The following is a 22,438-nucleotide window of genomic DNA, read 5'->3' on the forward strand; positions in this document are numbered from 1 at the left end:
CGGATTTTAATCAGGAGCTTTGAAGCGGTTGATTTTTAAACGATCAAATTTTCAATCAGCATGGCCATTCCCTGTCCTCCGCCTACACAAAGAGTTGCTATACCATATCGGTTATTTCTTCGCATCATTTCATAAAGCAATGTTGTGACAATCCGTGCTCCGGTCGCACCTAAAGGGTGGCCGAGAGCGATCGCCCCTCCATTCACATTTACTTTTTCATAGTCAAGGTTTAGTTCGCGAATGACTGCAAGCGCCTGAGAAGCAAACGCTTCATTCAGTTCGATTAAATCGATATCTTCCATCTTTTTTCCTGTTCGCTCCAGCAATTTTTGCACCGCTGGAACGGGTCCGATCCCCATAATTTCCGGGGATACTCCTGATTGCGCCCAATTTACAATCCGGGCTAATGGCTGAATGTTCAACCTTTTTGCCTTTTCTTCGCTCATGATGACCAAGGCGCTCGCGCCGTCATTTCTGCCGCACGCATTACCTGCTGTCACCGTTCCGTTATGACGAAAGGCCGGTTTTAATTGCTGCAATTTTTCCAAGGTTGTATTCGGGCGCGGATGTTCATCTGTATGAAAAATGAACGAATTTTTCTTGCTGTTGATTTCAATCGGAACAATTTCAGCTTGAAAATTCCCTTCTTGGATGGCTCTCTCTGCGCGCTTTTGGCTTTCTAATGCAAATAAATCTTGTTCTTTCCGTGAAATATTATATTTTTCCGCAACATTTTCTGCGGTTATGCCCATTCCCAGCTGATCTCCATAGATTTCATTCGGCTGCTGACCTGCCTCAGTATTGGAATCTACCAAATACGGCTGTCCCGCGCCAAAGCGAACACCTCTTAAATAGAAAGGCGCCCTTGACATATTTTCCGTGCCGCCGGCAACGACAATTTCCGCATGGCCTGTTAAAATTTGCTGTACAGCTGAAGCGATTGCCTGCATTCCTGAGGCGCATAAACGATTCACAGTAAAGGCGGTTGCCGTTTCAGGGATTCCTGCCCGCAATGCGGCGACTCTGGCAACATTTGAAGATTCCGTCGTTTGCCTTACCTCGCCTAAAATCACTTCATCTACTTGGGTTGGCCCGATTTTTGCTCTTTTTATTGCCTCTTTGATAACATGACTAGCCAAAAATCCGGAATTGATATCCTTTAATGCTCCGCCATACCGGCCGATCGCTGTTCGAACAGCGCTGGCAATGACTATGTTCTCCATGTACGTTCCTCCCCCGGAGAGCAGCTTTAAAATTTTTTTATATTATTTTTCCAGCAATCTTTTGTTATCCGTTTCGAAACACTTGCATTTACAGCATGACCATAATGGTTATTGGCCGTATTCCTTTTGTAATTGGCGGGCAATGATGTTTTTTTGAATTTCCGATGTTCCTTCATAAATTCTCGTAATCCGGGCATCTCGATAAAATCTTTCAATTGGATAATCTGAAATATAGCCAATACCGCCATGAATTTGAACAGCTTTATCTGCGACACGGTTATACACTTCCGACCCGTATAGCTTTAACATTGCTGCCTCTTTTACCACTTTCATTCCTTGATCTACCATCCACGCAACACGGTAGGTAAATGAACGCAATGCTTCAATTTCCATTGCCATTTCTGCAAGCATGTGAGCAACAGCCTGGTGTTCAATAATCGGAACATCAAATTGAATGCGTTCTTTTGCATATTGAACGGATAAGTCTAAAAGCTTTTGACAAGATCCTAAATTTCTGGCTGCTAATCCGGCTCGCCCATTCGCTAAAATTTTTAATGCATTCACATATCCTTGGCCTTCTTCCCCTAAAATATTTTCAGCTGGAACCTCGCAATCTTCTAAAATAATTTCAGCAGAATGAGAGCCTTTCAACCCCATTTTCTTTTCAACTGCTCCAACACGAAAGCCGGGGAAGTCCTTTTCTACGATAAAGGAAGTGATTCCCTTTGATCCTTTAGATGCGTCTGTTACGGCCATGACGGTGAAAACATCCGCTACCGTAGCGTTTGTTATATAATGCTTTGTGCCATTCAAAATATATTTTTCTCCTTTTTTGATCGCGGTCGTTTTTAAGTTGGTTGCATTGGAACCAGCGCTTGGCTCCGTCAAAGCAAATGCTCCTATTTTCTCCCCCCGCGCCATGGCTGGCAAGTATTTTTTCTTTTGCTCTTCATTGCCCATTTCGACAATTCCGACTGTGCCGATGCCAGTGTGTGCTCCGATTAATGTTGTAAAACCGTTATGGGTGGCGCCAATTTCTTCATATAAAGCACATTTCCCCACCATCCCGATTCCAAGCCCGCCGTATTCTTCGGGGATGCTTAATCCAAACAAGCCCAGTCCCTTGGACATTTCCACAATATGTTCGGGGATTTTATCTTCTTCTTCAATTTGTTTCGCAACTGCTTCGACTTCTGCTTGAACAAAATCTCGCACATTTCTTTTTAACAATTCGATTTCTTCATCCAGCTGAAAATCCATTTTTTCACCACCTCTTTTGTCCCCAATTTAAAGCTTTCTTCACTGATGGTTTATTCGAGCAAACCGGTTGGATGAAGCCGAATCGTCCATCTCTGTCAGCTTCACTCTGTCATAGAAACGGTTCACCCAAGATGCTTGCAATACATGCAAACAAGTTAGCCGTTTGATCAAAAGTGCCAACAAGACAAATTCATTCCATGAGGGAAACCTTTCAACGTTTTAAAAACGCTTTCCTTTCATGCTTCATGCTGCGAATCGCACCCGTTTTCCGAATAACTATCTAGCATATAGAGATTTTCCCTAATCCTCTCTCTCTTCATGGCAGCTTTGCTAAAAACAGCACAAGACTTTTGAATGGAAATTCCGATCTTCAGGAAAACCAAATTTTTAATGCGGTTTAGAAACTGAGGACCTTTAACTTTTTAAATTCCTCTGTCAACATTGGGACCACGTCAAACAAGTCACCGACAATTCCGTAATCCGCCACTTTAAATATGTTTGCTTCCGGATCTTTATTAATGGCGACAATCACTTTTGAATTGGACATGCCGGCTAAATGTTGAATCGCTCCAGATATTCCGCAGGCAATATATAAATCAGGTGTAACTACTTTGCCAGTTTGGCCGATCTGCATCGAATAATCGCAATATCCAGCGTCACAAGCTCCGCGGGATGCCCCGACAGCTCCTCCCAATACTTCCGCAAGCTCTTGGAGCGGTTTAAAACCTTCTGCACTTTTCACTCCACGACCTCCGGCGATAATTACTTTTGCTTCTGAAAGATCAACACCTTCAGCAGCTTTTCGAACGACGTCCTTTACGATCGTGCGCAAGTCTTTTATTTCAACCGATATGGAAGCAACTTTACCTGTTCTTTCCTCATTTTTCTCCAATGGCGCTATATTGTTTGGTCGAACAGTAACCAACATAATCCCCTCTGTTACCACTCTCTTTTCGAATGCTTTTCCCGAATAGATGGGTCGTATAAAGGTGATATTGTCACCGTCTGCCTCAATAGCTGTTACATCAGAGACGAGCCCTGCGTTTAATTTTGCGGCAATTTTCGGTGAAAGATCTTTTCCTAGTGACGTATGACCGAAGACAATTCCTTCTGGTTTTTCCTCCTCAATCACTGCCATAAGCGCTTGAGCATACCCATCAGGAGTATAATGCTTAAATTTTTCATTTTCCGCCACTACCACCCGATCCGCTCCATAGGCTATCATGTCTGAAGCAAGATTTGCTGCTTTTTCACCTATTAAAATTCCAACAACCTCTCCTCCGTTTGCTAACACTTTTGCAGCTGCAATTGCTTCAAACGAAACATTGCGCAGCGCTTTATCGCGGATCTCTCCTAAAACGATTACTTTTCTTGCCATCCTCATCTCCCCTTTGTCGTGATTAAATGATATTTGCTTCGCTTCTTAATAATGAAACAAGTTCTTTTGCCTGATCTTCTAATTCACCTTTTAATATCTTGCCCGCCTCTTTTTTAGGAGGTAAGAAGATTTCTAATACTTTCGTTTTTGGCTCGACATCATCTTCTTCCAAATCCAAGTCATCTAATTCTAATTGCTCCAGCGGCTTTCTCTTTGCTTTCATAATGCCTGGCAAAGATGGATAACGGGGCTCATTCAATCCTTGTTGAGCGGTGACCAGCAAAGGAAGCGACGCTTCAATCACTTCTACATCCCCTTCGACATCACGCTCAATTTTTACTTTTCTTCCGTCAATTTCTAGCTTTGTGATCGCTGTTACATAAGGTATTCCAAGCAGTTCGGCAACGCGAGGTCCTACTTGGCCGCTTCCGCCGTCAATCGCTACATTACCGGCTAAAATAAGGTCATAGTTCTTTCCTTCTAAATAGGTTGAAAGAACTTTTGCTGTCGTCCATTGGTCTCCATCCTCAACATCCTCCTCAAGTTTAATGAGAACTGCTTTATCTGCCCCCATTGCAAGAGCTGTACGCAATTCCTTTTCACCGTCTTCATTTCCAGCCATAACAGCTGTTACTTCTCCGCCTTGTTCATCGCGAATTTGAATGGCTTCTTCAATGGCGTACTCGTCATATGGATTGATGATAAATTCTGCTCCTTCCTCCTGAATGATTCCATCAGTCAATATAATTTTCTCTTCCGTATCAAACGTTCGTTTGATCAAAACGCATATGTTCATATTTATCACTCCAGTCTTTTTTTAGAACTTAGTGTGCTGACCGCTGCCAATTTTTCAGCTGATCGTTTTTTAAAAAGCTTCAAACATTTCTTTTCTGTGATTTTTCCTCTTCTACTAATATTCTTTTTAATAGTTTTCCAACCGAATTTCTCGGAAGGCTGTCACGAATCTCGAATTCTTTTGGCACTTTATATCTTGCTAATTTGGCATAACAAAATCCTTTTAATTCTTCAATGTCCATTTCGCTATTATGTTTCGGAACAATATACGCCTTCACGATTTCCCCTTCGTTTTGATGAGGAATCCCGACAACTGCTGCTTCTTTTACATTTGGATGCTCATATAAAACGCTTTCGACTTCTTGCGGATATACATTAAATCCGCCAACGATGATCATTTCTTTCTTTCTGCCGACAATATAGAAATATCCTTCATCATCCATCATGGCCAAATCCCCTGTATAAAGCCATCCGTTTTGAATAGCCTGTTTGGTTTCCGCCTCATTGTTCCAGTACCCTTTCATCACTTGCGGCCCTTTAATTAAGAGCTCCCCGATCATTTTCGGACCTAGCTCATGATCATTTTCATCGACAATTTTGCAATCTGTAGCCGGCAACGGAATGCCGATGCTTCCAACTACCCGTTTTCCAAATGGCGGATTGCGGTGGGTGGTCGGCGAAGCTTCGGACAAGCCGTACCCTTCACCAATTGCCGCTCCTGTCAGCTTTTCAAAACGTCTTAACACCTCCACCGGCAAAGGTGCTGAACCTGAAGTGCAAACTTTTAGTTTTTTTAAATCATATTGATCGATGTCAGGGTGATTGACAAATGCGTTATACATCTTCGGAACGCCTGGAAATTGACTTGGCCGATATTTCTGTATTTTTTCAAGAATATCTTGAACGTCAAACTTTTGGAACAACAGTATTTTGGCACCAATGTAAATCCCTAAATTCATCGCACATGTCATCGCATAAACATGATACAAAGGGATTGCCGTCAAAATGATTTCTTCTCCGAAAATCATTTTATCGCCATACATCAAATAACTTTGAATGACATTGGAGGTTAAATTATAATGTGTCAGCATCGCACCTTTCATTTTCCCTGTAGTCCCGCCAGTATACTGAATCACTGCCACATCCTCTTTTGCTTGGACATCCGTACATTTTTCAAGCTGTTTAGAATAATCTATTAAGGCTTTCAAATCGATAAATTGCCGATCTTTTTCTTCCGTGTTTTTTTGAGAAACGAAGATCTTTTTAAAAGGATATATGTGTTTTGCTTCTTTTATTTTTATTAAAGCGTTTTCATCAGCCACTATATATGAGATTTGTGAATCAACGATAATTTGCAAAAGCTCCCTAACCGTGTAAAATGGATTAATTTGCACAACGGTTAAACCTAATGCAAGTGCTGCGTAATATGAGATAATATAATGAGGATGGTTGGCAAGCATTAACCCGATTCTTTCCCCTTTTTGAAGCCCCATTTCGTTCCATGCTGCAGCTAGTTGATCGACTCGGCATTTTAACTCGTTATAAGTGATTTCTTCATTTTCAAAAATGACGGCAATGTTTTTGCCAAATCGCTTTGAAGTTTGCTCCAAAAAATTGTATAAAGATACTTCTGGAAAATTGAATGTTGACGGTTGATCTTTATACCATTTGCTCCACGGGCGTCCTTCTAGCAATTCCAAAATTGCAACCTCCTGCGCTTTTTATTGAAGACAAATAGCTTCTTTTCAGTTTATGACCCTTAACGTTCAAAACTGTTCACATCTATGCTGTTATTTTTTCTGAATTTTCATAAAATTAATTCGTTAGAAGGCACTTCTTTTCCTCTTATCTCGAAACAAAATTGCCAAAAGCTTCCCACCTGAATCCGATTCAACCAAAGCATCTAACAGTTCCCCGTTCTTACAGAGAACTGCCTCCATCAATTGCGACAATTTGGCCTGTCACATAATTGCTGGCAGGGCTTGCAAAAAAGAGCACCAAAGCCTTTAATGAATCCGTATCACCGATTTTTCCTAACGGGTTACGTTTTTTTATTTCGTCTCCTTTTTGGCGAAGGGTATAATCTGTCATTTTTGTATGGAAAAATCCCGGAGCAATCGCATTAACATGAATGTTGTGCTTTGCCCACTTACGGGCTAGCTCTTTTGTAAAATGATGAATGGCTGCTTTGCTTACGCTGTAACCGGTCGCATTTAAAATTTCAGGAGATTCAGCTTTTAATCCGGCAACAGAACCAATATTGATAATTTTTCCATATTGTTGTTTAATCATATGCTTGCCTGCTTCTTTCGACATGAGGAAAGTACCTGTTATATTCACATCGATCACTTTTTGCCAAGCCTCAAGCGGCATGTCTTCAACATCGGCTCCCCAAGTTGTGCCGCTATTGTTGATTAAAATATCGATTTTGCCAAAATCATTGATCACCTCGGTTATAAATTGCAGGACGCTTTCTTCATTTTGAACGAAGCATTGATACCCTTTCGCGTGAATATTGTATTGTTTTTGAATGTTTTCAGCTGTTTGCCTGCAATTTTCAACCTTTCGGGAACAAATCGCCACATGACAGCCTGATGCTGCTAAAGCCTCTGCCATATGTTTTCCTAGCCCGGTCCCGCCGCCGGTAACGACGGCCACTTGATCGCGAATATGAAAAAGTTTATTTAGCACAAGCCATTCACTGCCTTTCCTTAAACTTCTTCGAGAATTTTTCTTGCGATAATGATTCTTTGAATCTCGTTGGTTCCTTCATATATTTTTGTAATTCTGGCATCCCGGTAGTACCGTTCAACTGGATATTCCGATACATACCCCATCCCGCCATGAATTTGGACAGCGCGATCTGCAACACGGTTAAAGACTTCAGAAGCAAATAGTTTGGCCATTGCTGCTTCTTTCATCACGTTTTTCCCTTCGTCCACCATCTGTGCGGCCTTTAACGTTAACGTTCGAGCCGCTTCTGTTTCTGTCGCCATATCCGCAAGCATCCATTGAACCGCTTGAAAATGAGCAATCGGCTTCCCAAACTGGATTCTTTCTTTTGCATAGGCAGCTGACAGCTCAATAAGCTTATCACACGAGCCGACCGACCTGGCCGCCAGCCCAATCCGTCCTTCTGCCAAAATTTTTAAGGCTGATATATACCCTTTGCCAACCTCGCCAATAACGTTTTCTTCTGGAACTATGCAATTTTCCAAAATGACTTGTGCTGTATGAGATCCTCTTAATCCCATTTTTTTATCTTTTTTCCCTATGATTAATCCAGGAAAATCCCTTTCAACGACAAAGGCTGTAATCCCTCCTTTCGCTCCTTTCTCCTTATCCGTTACCGCAAAAATGGTAAAAATATCAGCTATCGGGGCATTTGTTATAAAATGTTTGATTCCGTTTAAAACCCAGTAATCTCCCTTCTTTTCCGCCCTTGTTGAAATATTTGTAGCATCCGAACCAGCCCCAGGCTCGGACAAGGCAAAACAGGCTATTTTTTCTCCGGCCGCCATTGCTGGTAAATATTTTCTTTTTAATTCATCAGAACCGAGCTTCACTAATCCTGTGCTACCGATTCCTGTATGTGCACTTATCATGCTGACAAAGCCGTTATGCGTACGACCAAGCTGCTCAAGAACGATCGCTTTACCAAGCGTATTTAAACCGATCCCGCCGTACTCCTCAGGAATACTGATTCCGAACAGGCCCAGTTCTTTCGCTTGATCGATGATATGTTGGGGAATTTGATCCTCTTCTTCTATTTGTTGAGCATATGGTTCCACTTCATTGTCCACAAACTGCTTCACCATTTGCTTCATCTGGTCGATTTCCTGTATCGTTGTTTCAAGCATGCAGTTTCCTCCTCAACAAGTTTTCATTTTTTTATAAGCAATAAGCGTGCCAATGACACATGATCGTTTTATTGCTTTTTTCCGAAATGCAGCGAGGGAAAATAATTCATAAATAAATCACTTTGTAGAAAAGTCTTTATTTCTCGGAAAAATATTTGATTCAAATATGAATCGATCAAATCAGTTTTGATTCACAAAAAAACTCCAATCCTTTCTTGAAAAAGATTGGAGTAAATTTATTTTTATCAGCATTGTTTAAGAGGAGTATAAATGATCTTTGCATGCTAGTTTTCATGACCATTTATATTTAAGTTGTATTTTCTCAGCTTTCGAACCACTGTTGGCTGACTCGTTTGCAGTGCTTCCGCTATTTCATACGTCGTTTTATATTTTTTACAAGCCATTCTTAAAATATTCTTTTCAGCTTGCTCCATCGCTTCCTTTAAAGATGGAATATTCGAATGGAACGTATTTTCATTTTGATATTCCGGCGGCAAATGATGAACCTTTAACAATTGATCCCGATTTACGAGCACAATTCTTTCAATCAAATTGGACAGCTCGCGAATGTTTCCCGGCCAATGGTAATGGTAAAAAAAGTCTTTTAATTCAGGGTCTATTTTCTTTTGCTTCCGATATTTTTTGTTTACATTTCGCAAAAACACTTCTACTAATGGCAAAATGTCCTCTTTTCTTTCTCTTAGAGGAGGGATGTGAATCGGGACGACATTTAAACGATAAAATAAATCTTCTCGAAACTCCCCTTTTTTGACCATTTCTTTCAAATCACGATTTGTTGCTGCAATAATTCTCACGTCTACCTTTTTTGTTTTCGTACCACCCAACCTTTGTACTTCTCTTTCTTGAATCACGCGCAATAATTTGACTTGCAAGTTTAATGGCAATTCTCCCACTTCGTCTAAAAAAAGCACGCCCTTGTCAGCCGCCTCAAACAAACCTTGTTTTCCCTTTGCATTCGCTCCGGTAAAAGCGCCGCCTTCATATCCAAAAAGCTCAGATTCCAATAATTCAGGGGGAATGGCTCCGCAATTGACCTTAACAAATTCCCCTTTAAACCTTCTTTCGCTATTGTCATAAATATGCCGAGCCAACACATCCTTCCCAACGCCCGTTTCGCCTAAAATCAATACGGTTGCATCTACATTGATAATTCGATTGGCAGTGTCGTAAATGAATTTCATCTGCTGGCTATTGACAACGACATCATGCTCATCTTCCTTGTTTCTTTTTAATCGGTCAATCTCTTTTTTATATGTCTCATTTAATTCATTTGCTTTTTTTAAGGCTTTCTGGAGCTCATTTAATTCGGACAAGTCGCGAATATTTGTGACAACTCCCTCAATTTCGCCGTTTTCGTTAAAAATCGGATTGCCTGTTAACAATGTTTCTCTTCCTGAATAGTTTAGTTGGACAACTGACACCGTTCTTTTTGTTTTCAAAACTTTATGAGTTACAGAGTCTTTTAAAATCCCTCTCTTTTGAAGATAATCTACCTTTTTCCCAATATAGTATTCTTTTGGAATTCCAGTAATTCGTTCGATTGCCGAATTCGTTTTAATCGTAACACCTTCTTTATCCGTAATATAAATGCCGTCGTAAGAGTTTTCGATAATGGCGTCTAATTCACGGTTAAGGCGATGGGTCTCTTTTAACTCATCAAGCAATGAAATTAAATCTAAGGAAAAAGTCCCTATATAAAAGAAATGTTGAGATTCTTCTATTTTCGTTTTCAGAAACATGCAGCTTTTCCCTTCCACCTCCGTTCGCACAACTTTTCCATGTTTGAATTCTTCCCATATATGAAATATGTCGTGTATTTTTTTATGTTTAGTAGAAGTACGGACGTATTCATTGAATACTTCGTTGCCAAAGAGGATTTCTTCGTTAGGGGACATGACAAAATAGGGAAAGGGGATTTGAAATTGAACGGCTGAGCTCATCTAACCACCTCTATCTCACAGTTTCGCGGATTTTTTAGGTTGGCGATTTTTCGCCTCTTTACATATATTTGATTTACGAACCAGTTTCTACAAAAAATGTGGATGATTATTAAAAGAATACAATACTTTAATGATTTAGTAAATAATCCCAATACACATGAAAAAACCCCATTTGGATGGAGTGATCCAAACGAGGTTTTAAGCAATTAATCGATTTATATAAACAATCCGTCTTTAAAGCCGATTTCATAAATATAAAAGGTGCCGTATAATATACTAATTGCTCCGGCAAGCGAGCAAATGAACGGAACATATTCTTTCACTTTGCTTCCGAGAATAAACGGCAGACCGAGAATGGTTGTAAAACAAAACATGCCGATGATCGTCCCGACTCCGAAAATGCAGATGTATAAAAACGCTTGAAAATAGCTTTCAACAGTTGTCATCGTTAACAGTACCATTGCCGCGCTTCCTGCCAAACCGTGAATAAAACCGATGATCAATGATTTAATATTTGTATATTCCGTTTCATCGTTTCGCGCCAGTTTGTGCCTGCCATCGCGAAGACTTAAAATTCCTAAAATCACTAACATAATCCCGACGAATAATTCCAATGTCAATGAAACCTTCTCCGGAATAGCTGTTTTTAATCCGATCACGATCATCCCGATCAACAAAAGGGTAGCGGTGTGTCCAATTCCCCAATATACTCCTGTTAAACTGGATTTCTTTAAAGTTTTTGTCCTGCTGGCAATTGTGGACACAGCAATCACATGATCCGGTTCAGTTGCATGTTTCATCCCGAGAATCAATCCGAAAAAAAGCACGGATAAAAAATTGTCTGACACATTTTTCACCTCTTCTATTTATCTCTTTAATATTTTCGTAATAGGATTGGAGGTTCTTTTAATAGATAAGCTCTCGCCAATCGGTGAACTTCCAAAAACAGCCCCTCAATGTGATCGGTATGGTTTCCTAAAATTCTAATCATAAAGGCAGATGGCAAAAATCTTGAAAAGCCGATCCGTCCATCAAACGGTCCTCCCTGCAAATGGCATGAAATCTTTTCCATTAATTTATCATCCACTTCGTCAGAAATAACGAGGAACGAACCGTAATGTGTATAGCCTTCCATATTCAATAATTGATCAATTCCCCGATCCCCTTGTTGATAAAAATGATCGAACAAAATCAATCGATTTTCCTTATAAACTTTTAATTTTAGCCGAATTGCATCGAAACAGAACGGCTGCCCGGTTTCAGACCAGCCCGGCGTAATAATTTCTTTGTACAAAAAGGCTGCACCCTTTTCCATATGGACGATGGTTTCCTGCTCAAAGCGAGCCTGTTCATAAACGATCAACGGATCTGACAAACATTCCAGCACGCTGTCTTTTTGCAATGTAAACAAGAATTTCTGCTTGACAGGTTTTTTCGGTGTTTTATAAATTTTCGTTGAAGATTGTGACGTCACCGCAAGCCTTGCCTTTTCACCTAAGGAAATTTCTTGTGCGTATTCATCCCCGTCTACACATCCGCCGCCGACATGAATCACATAAACGATCGGTATCGACGATTCCGTATAGACCGGCTTTGTCATTTTCAAAGCTCCTTGAAAAAAGTGATCCGTAATTACGGTCCGCTCCCCTTTTTGCTCCGCGCGAATCTGCAAAATTCCTTCCATTTCTACAACCCTGCCAGCAGCGCATTTCGTTTAATCCAATTGATCACATTATCTAAACCAATTTCTTCCTTTAAATTAGTAAAAAAGAACGGTCGCTCCCCCCGCATCATTTTCGTATCTTGTTCCATGATTTCAAGACTTGCACCGACATAAGGAGCGAGGTCGATTTTATTGATGATAAACAAATCAGACTTAATCATCCCTTGTCCCCCTTTTCTTGGGATTTTTTCCCCTTGGGCAACATCAATAATATAAATGGAGAAATCGACTAATTCCGGGCTGAAGGTTGCCGCTAAGTTATCTCCGCCGCTTTCAACAAAAATCATATCTAAATCCTCGTGTCTTTCTTTTAACTCATCAATTGCCGCAAAATTCATCGATGCATCCTCACGAATGGCCGTATGGGGACAGCCGCCTGTTTCGACGCCGATAATCCGATCCTCCGGAAGAACGCTGTTTTTTATTAAAAATAAGGCATCCTCTTTTGTATAAATATCATTAGTGACAACAGCAACACTGAATTCCTTTGACAAATAGCGAGTCAATTTTTCCACTAGCAGCGTTTTGCCGGCTCCTACTGGCCCTCCAATTCCGATTCGTATAGGTTCCATTTCGACTGATTCGGGATTAGCCCCAAATCTTTCCCCCCTTAACTTTTGATCAAGCTTTGCAGTTTTTTTGAAAAGAAGCAGATCGCTTCTTACACTTTCCAACCTTTTCGCTTCAGCCAAGCATGCAGAGAGTTTGTAAAAATAATGAAACTCTGAAAACAGTCTGTTAAGACATAAAAAGTCTTACATGCAATTGCTCATGCCTCATTTGTGCAATTTCAAGGCCAGGTAATTGCGCACCTAAATCGTCGATCGATAGTTTGCCAATTTTTAAAACAGCTCTCCTCACATCCTCCTGCAAATCTTTTAATAGCAGCTGCCCTTCTTTTTGACCGATCGGAATGCCGCGGACTCCGTTTTGTACAAGCGTTTGAATAGTGGAATACAAATACGTTACAAGCGTTGTTTTTTCATCCGCTCCTATTTTTATCCCGACAATGGCAAAAACGAGAGCCGCATGTCCGTAAAGCTTCTTCGCTTTTATTTTTTGAGCATATTGTTGCAGTGTTGGATGAGGGTAAATATTTAAACAAAGCTTCAGCATTTGCTCGCCAATTCTTCGGTTTCCTTCTTTCGTTTCTTTAGCCATTGAGCTGGCGTAAAGAATCTCATCCAGCTTCCAAAGCTCCTCTTGTTTCCCTTCTTTTTCAAATTGATATGCAAGCCGGCAAGCCAGTCCGTCCGTATAGACGAGCTGCTTGTCAATGTACGTTTTTAAAAAACTTTTAAATGTACTTGCATCTTTTATTTTCTGCTCAACAATATATGTTTCGAATCCGAACGAGTGGGAGAAGGCTCCGGAAGGAAAGTTTGAATCGCATATCTGCAATAAAGGCAGCCAATCAATCATGGTGATGATGTCCGACATATCGAAAAGGTTGTTTTATTTTTCGTTTCTCCCGTTTGCATGGAATGTTCAGCTCGTTTGCAAGTTGTTCTACAAGATGATCGTATTGCACGATCATTTCATTTCCTTCAAACTGAGCCGGCAAATGTCTGTTGCCGATTTGATGTGCAATTTCTCCCATCTCTTTCAGCGTAGCCGGACAAATGACAAGGACATCTTCAGGCAGGACAGAAATAATGATCATATTGTTTTCATCTTCATATAAAATGTCACCATCTGCCAACTTCTTTTCCTCCTTTAAACGAATCCCTATTTCGTTCCCGTGGTCTGTTTTCACTCGTTGAATTCTTTTGAGCAGATCATCGCTTCTTAAATAGACGCGCTCCACATGTTTTCCCTTTACTGCTTTTGCATAAATATTTCCAAGTGTTTCTTTAATAATCATCCGTCTTCACCTCAAAACAGAAAATATCTTTGCGCCATCGGAACAACTTCAACCGGCTCACAATTGATCAATTCACCGTCCACCTTTACCTCATACGTTTGTGGATCGACTTCGATAGAAGGAGTTTCACCATTAAAAACCATGTCCTTTTTCGTCAATGTACGAACTCCTTTGACGGATTTCACGATTTTTTGCAACTTTAACTTTTCGGGAATGCCGGCTTTTATTGCTGCTTTTGACAAAAATGTGATCGATGTTTGTGAAACAGCTTTGCCAAATGATCCGAACATCGGACGGTAATAAACAGGCTGCGGAGTTGGAATGGATGCATTTGGGTCTCCCATCAAACTATAGGCAATCATTCCGCCCTTGATGATCATTTCCGGCTTCACCCCAAAAAAGGCCGGATTCCAAACAACTAAATCCGCCAATTTGCCGACTTCTACAGAGCCGACATATTCAGATATTCCGTGGGCAATCGCAGGATTGATCGTATATTTTGCCACATATCTTTTCACTCTGAAATTGTCATGATCTTGGCCGTCTCCCTTTAAGGAGCCCCGCTGCTTTTTCATTTTATCTGCGGTTTGCCATGTCCGCATAATCACTTCGCCGACCCTTCCCATCGCTTGCGAGTCGGAACTGATCATGCTGAATACGCCAAGGTCATGAAGAATATCTTCCGCCGCAATCGTTTCTTTGCGAATGCGGGAATCGGCGAAGGCGATATCTTCAGGAATAGCCGGATCCAAATGATGGCAAACCATCAGCATATCTAAATGTTCCTCGAGCGTGTTGACTGTAAACGGTCTTGTCGGATTTGTCGAAGAAGGCAAAACGTTTGGCAGGCTGGCCATTTTCATAATGTCCGGGGCGTGTCCCCCGCCTGCGCCTTCTGTATGGTATGTATGAATGACCCGGTCTTTAATCGCTGCAATGGTGTCTTCTACAAAACCGGCTTCATTTAACGTATCTGTATGGATGGCAACTTGCACATCATACTCGTCAGCTACGGATAAACACTGATCGATCGCCGCCGGTGTTGAACCCCAGTCCTCATGCAGTTTTAAACCAACTGCACCTGCTTTGATTTGCTCCTCTAACGCTTTTTTTCCGGATGAATTTCCTTTCCCTAAAAAGCCGAAATTCATAGGAAAATGTTCAACTGACTCCAGCATTCTATAAATATTCCATTCACCCGGTGTACAAGTCGTTGCATTTGTCCCTGTTGCAGGCCCCGTTCCTCCTCCTATCATTGTTGTAATTCCAGATGTCAAAGCTGTTTCAATTTGCTGAGGGCATATAAAATGAATATGGGTATCGATTCCGCCTGCCGTAACAATCATTCCTTCTGCCGCAACGATTTCGGTTGAAGCTCCGATTACCATTGTGACGCCATCCATTAATAATGGATTTCCCGCCTTTCCGATCGCGGCAATTTTCCCATCCTTTATGCCGATATCCGCTTTATAAATACCTGTATAATCAATAATAATGGCGTTTGTGAGAACAAGATCCATCACGTCTTTCCTTTCGGCAAATGGATGCTGTCCCATTCCGTCGCGAATCACTTTCCCACCGCCGAATTTTACTTCATCTCCGTATACGGTAAAATCTTTTTCGATTTGAATGAAGAGTTCCGTATCAGCCAATCTAATGCTGTCTCCAGTTGTCGGGCCGAACATATCGGCATATTGTTTGCGCGGCATTTGAAAACTCATTTGTCCGCCTCCTTTGTCAACAGTCCGTTCGTCAAATTATTTAGACCGTACACTTCTTTTTTTCCCGAAAATTCAACGAGCTCTACGATTTTCGCATCGCCCGGCTCAAACCTTACCGCCGTTCCGGACGGAATGTTTAAATGCCTGCCGAACGCCAGCTGCCGGTCAAATTCGAGCGCCCTGTTTACTTCAAAAAAATGAAAATGCGAACCGACTTGTACTGGACGGTCCCCTCTATTGACAACATTGAGCTTGATCGCCTCTTTCCCTTTATTGCAAACAATCGGAGCTGATTTTAATCGATATTCCCCTGGAATCATTTTTTCACCTCTTTTACCGGATCGGATCATGGACGGTTACAAGCTTCGTTCCGTCTGGAAATGTTGCCTCCACCTGGATATTTTCGATCATTTCCGGAACGCCTTCCATCACATCATCTCTAGTTAAAATTTTTGTGCCATATTGCATCAACTCCGAAACCGTCCGTCCTTCCCTTGCGCCCTCCATAATCTCATATGTGATGATGGCCACTGCTTCCGCATAGTTCAGCTTCAAGCCTTTTCTCTGCCTTCTGCGCGCTAAATCTGCAGCAACAACGACCATCAATTTTTCCTGCTCTCGGGCTGTCAGCTTCATAACACCCTTCCTTTCTAACAGACAATCAAAAATAACACGATTTTCTTACATTCCATTTCCCTCAATGGGTTGAAGATAAAAGGTGTTTTTATGTTATTTTTTATTACAAATATAATTCACACTATGTGAAACACCAAGTGTTATGTTATATTTTTTAACATGGAAAATTTAAAAAAATTTTTCTAGGGGGAGGAGGAAGTTTTAAATTAAACTACTAAATATTGTTGAATGTCTTCAATATTTGTGTTTTTTACTACACCCTTTGATACAACAGTTCTTTTGTCCAAAATAAAGTATTCATCAGAACAGGCAAATGCTGAATCTATGCTGTGCTCAACTAAAACGACGCCAATTCCTTTTTTGGACGCAATTTTTACAATGACCTCCTGTATTTGCTCTACTATAGATGGTTGAATCCCTTCCATCGGTTCGTCCAGCAATAATAGCTCGGGCTGCCCGGCAAGAGCCCTCGCTATGGCCAATTGCTGCTGCTGCCCGCCGCTTAAATCTCCTCCTTTTCTCTTCAACATTTCCTTTAAAACAGGAAAAAGCTCGAAAATTTCCTCTAAAACAAGCGTTTTTTCTATCTTTTTCGAAACAGCTTCAAAGCCTAAAATGAGATTTTCTTCCACAGTCAGCGAAGAGAAAATCTCCCTGCCTTGGGGAACATATCCGATTCCTTTTTTTGCCCTCCTTTCCGGAAGCTCATGTGTAATTTCCTGATCATTCCAATAAATAGTCCCGTCCATCGGCTTTAACAATCCAACAATCGTTTTGATCAATGTTGTTTTTCCCGCCCCGTTTCTTCCCAGAATGGAAACGACCTTTCCTTTTTCAACTTCAAGATGAACATTATTCAACACCATCGTTTCATCATATCCTGCTTTCAAACTAGATATTTTTAGCACACCTTTGCCTCCCTTCCTAAATAAACCTCTGCAACAAGCTCATTTTGCTGCACTTCCTCCATGGAACCTTCACACAAAATTTTCCCTTCATGCATAACTGTTACCTGTTCAGCAAAATTCCGAACAAAATCCATATCATGTTCAACAATCAGCACTGCGCATTTCTCAGCTATTTCTTGAATAAACAAGCCGGTTTTTTCCCTTTCCGCCCCAGTCATGCCGGCAATCGGTTCATCAAGAAGTAAAACTTCCGGTTTTTGCAGCAGCTGCATGCCGATTTCAAGCCATTGTTTCTGGCCGTGGGACAGCAAGCCTGCTGGGTCATAAGCTCGATCTAAAAGATCGGTTCTCTCAAGCATTGCCGTAATTTCGTCTTTTTCATCCGCGGTTAATTTCGCCTTCATAACGGAAAAAAGATTTCTATTTTGTTTGATCGATAACTCCATGTTTTCAAATACGGTTAATTCAGTAAAAACGGACGGATTTTGAAATTTTCTAGCGATTCCATGCCGAACGATTTCGTGCTCTCTCCGCTTTGTCAAATCTACTCCTTGAAACATCACTTTTCCATCTGCTGCTTTTGTTTTGCCGCAGATGACATCAAGAAGAGTCGTTTTGCCCGCACCATTCGGACCAATTAAAAAACGAATTTCTCCGTGATGAACATCTAAATTGACACCTTGAAGCGCTTTAAAGCCGTCAAAATCAACAATAATATCATGACACGACAGAATCGGATTCACCTTTTTTCACACCTTTTTCAAAAAATTTCGCAATACGCTTTGGAAAAGCTTCGAACAACCCGGCAATTCCTTTCGGGAAAAAAACAACGATCAAAATGAATAGAATGCCTAAGCAGAAAAGCCAAACATCCGGATATGTTTCACTGAAAAAGCTTTTGGCTCCGTTTGTTAAAATTGCTCCGATTATGGCGCCGAATAACGAATGACGACCGCCGATGGCTACCCATAAAACCATTTCAATTGAAGGGATAATATCCATCATCGAAGGAGAAATGAGACCGACCTGCAAAACAAACAACGCGCCAGCTATTCCGGCAAACGAAGCCGATAAACTGTAAATAAACACTTTAAAAACAGCCGGATCAAATCCTAAAAACCGAAGGCGGTTTTCGCCGTCCCGAATGGCAATTAATACATGGCCAAGTCTGCTTTTGGTAATCCAAACAGATAACATAAAAATGGCAAACAAAGCGAAAACGGTAATAGCATATAAAACAATTTGTACCATTGGTGAGGATAAAGAAAACCCAAAAACGGTGCTAAAATTGGTTAATCCGTTTGTACCGCCTGTCAAATCCTGTTTGGCAATTAAAAGTGTGACGACGACAACAACGACTGCCTGTGACAAAAGAGAAAAATAGACGCCTTTGATCCGGTTTTTAAACGTAAGCATGCCCAAAACCGCTGCCAGCATAGCTGGTATGAAAATTGCTGCCATTATGGAAAAGAAAGGATTAAAGAAGGGCTTCCAAAACCACGGGAGCTCCTGCACTCCGTTCCATTCCATAAAATCCGGCAACGCTCCTTTTGAAGCCTCCAATTTTAAATACATCGCCATGCAATAAGCTCCAATCCCAAAATACACGCCGTGACCTAAGCTTAATATCCCGGTGTACCCCCAAATAAGACAGATTCCTACTGCAATGATCGCATAGCAAAGAAATTTTCCGAGCAACGCTAAGCGGAATTCGGTTAAATAAAACGGGGCCAGAAGTAAAATCAGGAAAAATAACAGATAAATCATTTGTTTTCTGCGCATAATCCGTCCTCCTAATCCAATGCCCTTGTGCGATAAGAGAAAATACCTAACGGTTTCCACTGCAAAAATAAAATGATCACTGCAAATACAATGACTTTTGCCATCGTGGCGCCGAAGGAATATTCAACAACAGTGCTAAGCATTCCAATGCCAAATGCGCCGATAATCGTCCCTTTCAATCCGCCAATTCCTCCTAAAATGACAACCATAAACGCATCGACAATATAGTACGTTCCAATTGTAGGGCCGATCGGTCCTAATAAAGTTAAGCTACAGCCAGCGATTCCGGCTAATCCAGCTCCGAGAGCAAAGCCTAGAGAATCTATTTTTCTTGTAAAAATTCCTAAACAAGAGGCCATATTTCTATTCATCGTGACCGCTCTTATTCTCAAACCGGTAGACGTTTTGTTTAAATAATAATAAAGCAAAGCGATACAAACGATTGACAGAGATAAAATCAACAACCTTTTATAAGGCAATGTAATACCAAATATTTGCCAGCCTCCATCCATCCAAGCAGGTGCAACAACCGCAACATTCGGAGCGCCAAATATGGATCTGGCAATCTGCTGCAAAATCAAACTAATTCCCCAAGTGGCCAAAAGACTGTCTGTTGGTCGATTATATAGAAAACGAATGATTCCTTTTTCAAGCAGATAACCGATAAACGAAGCAACGAGAAATGAAATCGGTATAGCAATAAAGTAGTAATAATTAAACAAGTTTTCCGGCAAATATTTAGAAAAAATGAGCTGCATTACATAGGTTGCATACGCACCGACCATAATTAATTCACCGTGGGCCATGTTGATGACATTCATTAAGCCAAACGTTATAGCTAAGCCAAGGGCGATCAATAACATGATCGATCCAAGGCTCAGCCCGTTAAACAGTTGACTGATGAAAATTGACAAGCTGTTCACTCCTATCAATTTAGATTATTCATTATTTTTAGATAATTTTTCCGCCCAAGAATAGCTTTTTAAATACGGATCCGGCTTCACCGGCTCACCAGAATTCCAAATTTCTTTAAATTGGCCGTCCGGTTGAATTTCGCCGATTCTTACTGTTTTCCACAGATGCTGATTCTCCCCTTCTATTTTTACCGTGCCGCCCGGAGCTTTGTACTCGATTCCCTTCGCAGCTTCCTTGACCTTTTCAACCTCAAAAGATCCCGCTTTTTTTACTGCTTCTGCCCATAAATGAACAGCTATGTAAGCCGCCTCAATCGGATCATCCGTTACACGCTCTTCACCATAAGCTTCTTTATATTTTTCAACAAACGCTTTGTTTTCTGGTGTATCCGTTGTCTGGAAATAATTCCATACCGCTAAGTGGCCGGCTAATACTTCACCGCCGATTCCTCGAATTTCTTCTTCAGCAATGCTGACCGACATCACAGTAACATCCTTCGATGTGATTCCGGCATCCTTCAATTGTTTGAAAAAGGCGACATTGCTGTCTCCATTTAATGTATTAAAGACTACGTCAGGTTTCACTTTTTTCATTTTATTGATGACCGTGCTGTAATCAGTATGTCCTAAAGGTGTATATTCTTCGACAACTACCTCTCCGCCTTCAGCTTTTAATTGTGCTTTAATAATACTGTTTGCCGTGCGCGGAAACACATAATCCGAGCCAATTAAAAAAAACTTCTTCCCTTTATTGTTTAACAGCCAGCTGACAGCAGGCACAATTTGTTGATTGGTGGTCGCCCCCGTATAAAAAATGTTCGGAGAAGATTCCATTCCTTCATATTGAACGGGGTACCAAAGCAAGCCTTTATTTTGTTCGACTACCGGCAGCATGGCCTTTCTGCTTGCGGAAGTCCAGCCGCCAAAAATCGTCGCTACCTTATCCTGTTGCAGTAATTTCTTTGCTTTCTCAGCAAAAGTCGGCCAGTCAGATGCGCCGTCTTCAATAACCGGTTCAATTTTCTTTCCTAAAAGCCCGCCTGAGTTGTTAATTTCTTCAATCGCCATTAATTCTGCGTCCTTTAAAGAAACTTCACTGATCGCCATCGTGCCGCTTAATGAATGGAGAATACCGACTTTCACAACATCCGTTTCATTTTGTTCGCTATTCTGTCCATCGCTTGATTCCTTTTCCTCTAAAGCAGAAGACATGGCACATCCACTTGCGAAAATTACAGAGAAAACCGTTAGAAATAAAAAAATTTTTTTCATTATTGTCCCCCTTTTTAACACTTTATGTAATTTTATATAACAAAAATACCGATTCTCTTTCCTTCATACAACAAGTACGGAAAAAATGTTAACATGATTTTTCAAAAAAAATACCTCTAGGTGTTTCCCCTAGAGGCTCTTTTTAATCAAACAAACTCATTCACTTTTTGCTTCAAAATGGTTTACTTCTTGTTCCTTTTCAGAAAAAATTGTTTGACACTGTCCATCGTTTCGTAAGTTGGGACAATCACTTTACTTGGATGCTTTCGGGACTATTCAATCATTTAAATCTACCATGCAGCGATTATGAAAAAGCATTTTGCAGCCGGCTGCCATTTATTCAATATACCTTACATCTGTAACCGGGAAAAACGGAAGCATCTTAGCTGCATAGTAGCTTAACAAAATAGCGATTATAAAATAAAGGACAAAGCAAAGATCGTATTTGGAAAACCCGATTTCGTAGTAAAACGTTCTTTTTGTGTCATTCGAAAATCTTTTCGCCTCCATCGCTACAGCAATTCTGTGCGCTCTGCGAATGCTTTGCGATAGCAGCGGAATCGAGTATGCTTTCAATTTATGAAAAAAATTCGCTAAGCCTTTTCTTTGTTCAACACCTCTTACAATCATCGCTTGCCGTATTGTTTGAAACTCTTCGATCATAATAGGGATTAAACGAATGCCTGCCATAAAGCTGTAAGCATATTTAGGCTTCAACTTTAATTGCTGCATTAACGAATAAAATAAAAAAACCGGTCTTGTCGTTAACGAAAACATTAACCCAAGCAGAGCGAAGATAAGGGCACGAAATCCTAAATGAAGACCGCGATAAAAGCTTTCTTCTGTAATATGGATCAGCCCCCATTTCCACCATGTTGTCTCACCTTTTCCAAAAAAGATCATGGAGGTAGCAGTCGACACAAAAATAAGCACGAATGGAATCAGCAATAAAAGTATGCGCTTCATCGGATGACCGGTAAAAAAAGCAAATAAAAGAAAGGCGGCAACTGTGTAGTTGATTAAAAAATTAATGTTGTGAATAAACAGAACACTAATAAATAAAACGATCAGAAACAATAGCTTTAAGCTCGGGTTGATTTTATGCAGCCATGTTTCTTTTATGTCAAAATCCATTGTAGAT

General features: G+C 40.8%; 22 protein-coding genes. All 22 read right to left on the minus strand.

All coding sequences use genetic code 11. The features are described 5' to 3' along the window. Positions 1-35: 35 nt before the first annotated feature. On the minus strand, positions 36-1,223 hold the full coding sequence (locus NSQ61_RS08075; RefSeq protein WP_066248708.1) for a thiolase family protein: 1,188 nt from the start codon (positions 1,221-1,223) through the stop codon (positions 36-38). A gap of 108 nt (positions 1,224-1,331) precedes the next feature. Continuing rightward, the gene (locus tag NSQ61_RS08080; RefSeq protein WP_340806676.1) at positions 1,332-2,483 is read right to left on the minus strand and encodes an acyl-CoA dehydrogenase family protein; all 1,152 of its coding nucleotides are present in this window, start codon (positions 2,481-2,483) and stop codon (positions 1,332-1,334) included. A gap of 397 nt (positions 2,484-2,880) precedes the next feature. Next, positions 2,881-3,861, minus strand: a complete 981-nt coding sequence (locus tag NSQ61_RS08085) for an electron transfer flavoprotein subunit alpha/FixB family protein (protein WP_327855959.1) — start codon at positions 3,859-3,861, stop codon at positions 2,881-2,883. Between the two features lie 22 nt (positions 3,862-3,883). Then, positions 3,884-4,657: an electron transfer flavoprotein subunit beta/FixA family protein gene (locus tag NSQ61_RS08090; protein WP_311067171.1), complete on the minus strand. Its 774-nt coding sequence runs from the start codon at positions 4,655-4,657 to the stop codon at positions 3,884-3,886. A 79-nt stretch (positions 4,658-4,736) separates the two neighbouring features. Further along, positions 4,737-6,356 (minus strand): long-chain-fatty-acid--CoA ligase, encoded by a 1,620-nt coding sequence (locus NSQ61_RS08095; RefSeq protein WP_066248718.1) that lies wholly within the window; start codon positions 6,354-6,356, stop codon positions 4,737-4,739. A 220-nt stretch (positions 6,357-6,576) separates the two neighbouring features. Next, on the minus strand, positions 6,577-7,347 hold the full coding sequence (locus NSQ61_RS08100) for an SDR family oxidoreductase (RefSeq protein WP_130158575.1): 771 nt from the start codon (positions 7,345-7,347) through the stop codon (positions 6,577-6,579). A gap of 20 nt (positions 7,348-7,367) precedes the next feature. Next, the gene (locus tag NSQ61_RS08105; RefSeq protein ID WP_144598329.1) at positions 7,368-8,516 is read right to left on the minus strand and encodes an acyl-CoA dehydrogenase family protein; all 1,149 of its coding nucleotides are present in this window, start codon (positions 8,514-8,516) and stop codon (positions 7,368-7,370) included. 284 nt (positions 8,517-8,800) lie between these two features. Beyond that, entirely contained in the window at positions 8,801-10,477 is a 1,677-nt protein-coding gene (locus NSQ61_RS08110) for a sigma-54 interaction domain-containing protein (RefSeq protein ID WP_063386867.1), read from the minus strand. Positions 10,478-10,692: 215 nt separating this feature from the next. Continuing rightward, complete coding sequence (locus NSQ61_RS08115; protein WP_340806680.1) at positions 10,693-11,325, minus strand: HoxN/HupN/NixA family nickel/cobalt transporter; 633 nt, start codon at positions 11,323-11,325, stop codon at positions 10,693-10,695. Between the two features lie 26 nt (positions 11,326-11,351). After that, positions 11,352-12,161: an urease accessory protein UreD gene (locus NSQ61_RS08120; protein WP_340806682.1), complete on the minus strand. Its 810-nt coding sequence runs from the start codon at positions 12,159-12,161 to the stop codon at positions 11,352-11,354. Positions 12,162-12,163: 2 nt separating this feature from the next. Beyond that, positions 12,164-12,772, minus strand: coding sequence for an urease accessory protein UreG (gene ureG, locus NSQ61_RS08125; protein WP_063386865.1), 609 nt, complete (start codon positions 12,770-12,772; stop codon positions 12,164-12,166). Positions 12,773-12,938: 166 nt separating this feature from the next. Next, a complete protein-coding gene (locus tag NSQ61_RS08130) occupies positions 12,939-13,622 on the minus strand; it encodes an urease accessory protein UreF (RefSeq protein WP_327848515.1) in 684 nt (227 codons plus the stop codon). Then, positions 13,615-14,064, minus strand: coding sequence for an urease accessory protein UreE (ureE, locus tag NSQ61_RS08135; protein ID WP_340806685.1), 450 nt, complete (start codon positions 14,062-14,064; stop codon positions 13,615-13,617). The genes NSQ61_RS08130 and ureE overlap by 8 nt, the downstream gene beginning before the upstream one ends. Positions 14,065-14,075: 11 nt before the next feature. Further along, complete coding sequence (gene ureC, locus NSQ61_RS08140) at positions 14,076-15,785, minus strand: urease subunit alpha (RefSeq protein ID WP_340806688.1); 1,710 nt, start codon at positions 15,783-15,785, stop codon at positions 14,076-14,078. Beyond that, positions 15,782-16,105, minus strand: a complete 324-nt coding sequence (locus NSQ61_RS08145) for an urease subunit beta (protein ID WP_340806690.1) — start codon at positions 16,103-16,105, stop codon at positions 15,782-15,784. The genes ureC and NSQ61_RS08145 overlap by 4 nt, the downstream gene beginning before the upstream one ends. A gap of 13 nt (positions 16,106-16,118) precedes the next feature. Then, positions 16,119-16,421: an urease subunit gamma gene (locus tag NSQ61_RS08150; protein ID WP_063386861.1), complete on the minus strand. Its 303-nt coding sequence runs from the start codon at positions 16,419-16,421 to the stop codon at positions 16,119-16,121. A 206-nt stretch (positions 16,422-16,627) separates the two neighbouring features. Beyond that, entirely contained in the window at positions 16,628-17,329 is a 702-nt protein-coding gene (gene urtE / locus NSQ61_RS08155) for an urea ABC transporter ATP-binding subunit UrtE (protein WP_340806692.1), read from the minus strand. Beyond that, positions 17,323-18,072 (minus strand): urea ABC transporter ATP-binding protein UrtD, encoded by a 750-nt coding sequence (urtD, locus tag NSQ61_RS08160; protein ID WP_063386859.1) that lies wholly within the window; start codon positions 18,070-18,072, stop codon positions 17,323-17,325. Before urtD ends, urtE begins: the two co-directional genes overlap by 7 nt. Then, complete coding sequence (urtC, locus tag NSQ61_RS08165; RefSeq protein ID WP_063386858.1) at positions 18,047-19,111, minus strand: urea ABC transporter permease subunit UrtC; 1,065 nt, start codon at positions 19,109-19,111, stop codon at positions 18,047-18,049. The genes urtD and urtC overlap by 26 nt, the downstream gene beginning before the upstream one ends. Positions 19,112-19,122: 11 nt before the next feature. Next, positions 19,123-20,025: an urea ABC transporter permease subunit UrtB gene (gene urtB, locus NSQ61_RS08170; protein WP_094245564.1), complete on the minus strand. Its 903-nt coding sequence runs from the start codon at positions 20,023-20,025 to the stop codon at positions 19,123-19,125. Between the two features lie 24 nt (positions 20,026-20,049). Continuing rightward, on the minus strand, positions 20,050-21,297 hold the full coding sequence (urtA, locus tag NSQ61_RS08175) for an urea ABC transporter substrate-binding protein (RefSeq protein ID WP_117016831.1): 1,248 nt from the start codon (positions 21,295-21,297) through the stop codon (positions 20,050-20,052). A 336-nt stretch (positions 21,298-21,633) separates the two neighbouring features. After that, positions 21,634-22,431, minus strand: coding sequence for an energy-coupling factor transporter transmembrane component T family protein (locus NSQ61_RS08180; protein WP_094245563.1), 798 nt, complete (start codon positions 22,429-22,431; stop codon positions 21,634-21,636). Between the last annotated feature and the right edge of the window lie 7 nt (positions 22,432-22,438).

The sequence above is a fragment of the Aeribacillus sp. FSL K6-1121 genome (assembly GCF_038003725.1).
In the GTDB taxonomy this organism is placed as follows: Bacteria; Bacillota; Bacilli; order Bacillales; family Aeribacillaceae; genus Aeribacillus; species Aeribacillus composti.

Excerpts from the sequence above, each read along its gene's own strand:
- NSQ61_RS08075 (WP_066248708.1), bottom strand. The coding sequence starts at position 1,223 with ATGGAGAACATAGTCATTGCCAGCGCTGTTCGAACAGCGATCGGCCGG.
- NSQ61_RS08080 (WP_340806676.1), bottom strand. The coding sequence starts at position 2,483 with ATGGATTTTCAGCTGGATGAAGAAATCGAATTGTTAAAAAGAAATGTG.
- NSQ61_RS08085 (WP_327855959.1), bottom strand. The coding sequence starts at position 3,861 with ATGGCAAGAAAAGTAATCGTTTTAGGAGAGATCCGCGATAAAGCGCTG.
- NSQ61_RS08090 (WP_311067171.1), bottom strand. The coding sequence starts at position 4,657 with ATGAACATATGCGTTTTGATCAAACGAACGTTTGATACGGAAGAGAAA.
- NSQ61_RS08105 (WP_144598329.1), bottom strand. The coding sequence starts at position 8,516 with ATGCTTGAAACAACGATACAGGAAATCGACCAGATGAAGCAAATGGTG.
- NSQ61_RS08110 (WP_063386867.1), bottom strand. The coding sequence starts at position 10,477 with ATGAGCTCAGCCGTTCAATTTCAAATCCCCTTTCCCTATTTTGTCATG.
- NSQ61_RS08120 (WP_340806682.1), bottom strand. The coding sequence starts at position 12,161 with ATGGAAGGAATTTTGCAGATTCGCGCGGAGCAAAAAGGGGAGCGGACC.
- ureG (WP_063386865.1), bottom strand. The coding sequence starts at position 12,772 with ATGGAACCTATACGAATCGGAATTGGAGGGCCAGTAGGAGCCGGCAAA.
- NSQ61_RS08130 (WP_327848515.1), bottom strand. The coding sequence starts at position 13,622 with ATGATTGATTGGCTGCCTTTATTGCAGATATGCGATTCAAACTTTCCT.
- ureE (WP_340806685.1), bottom strand. The coding sequence starts at position 14,064 with ATGATTATTAAAGAAACACTTGGAAATATTTATGCAAAAGCAGTAAAG.
- ureC (WP_340806688.1), bottom strand. The coding sequence starts at position 15,785 with ATGAGTTTTCAAATGCCGCGCAAACAATATGCCGATATGTTCGGCCCG.
- NSQ61_RS08145 (WP_340806690.1), bottom strand. The coding sequence starts at position 16,105 with ATGATTCCAGGGGAATATCGATTAAAATCAGCTCCGATTGTTTGCAAT.
- NSQ61_RS08150 (WP_063386861.1), bottom strand. The coding sequence starts at position 16,421 with ATGAAGCTGACAGCCCGAGAGCAGGAAAAATTGATGGTCGTTGTTGCT.
- urtC (WP_063386858.1), bottom strand. The coding sequence starts at position 19,111 with ATGCGCAGAAAACAAATGATTTATCTGTTATTTTTCCTGATTTTACTT.
- urtA (WP_117016831.1), bottom strand. The coding sequence starts at position 21,297 with ATGAAAAAAATTTTTTTATTTCTAACGGTTTTCTCTGTAATTTTCGCA.
- NSQ61_RS08180 (WP_094245563.1), bottom strand. The coding sequence starts at position 22,431 with ATGGATTTTGACATAAAAGAAACATGGCTGCATAAAATCAACCCGAGC.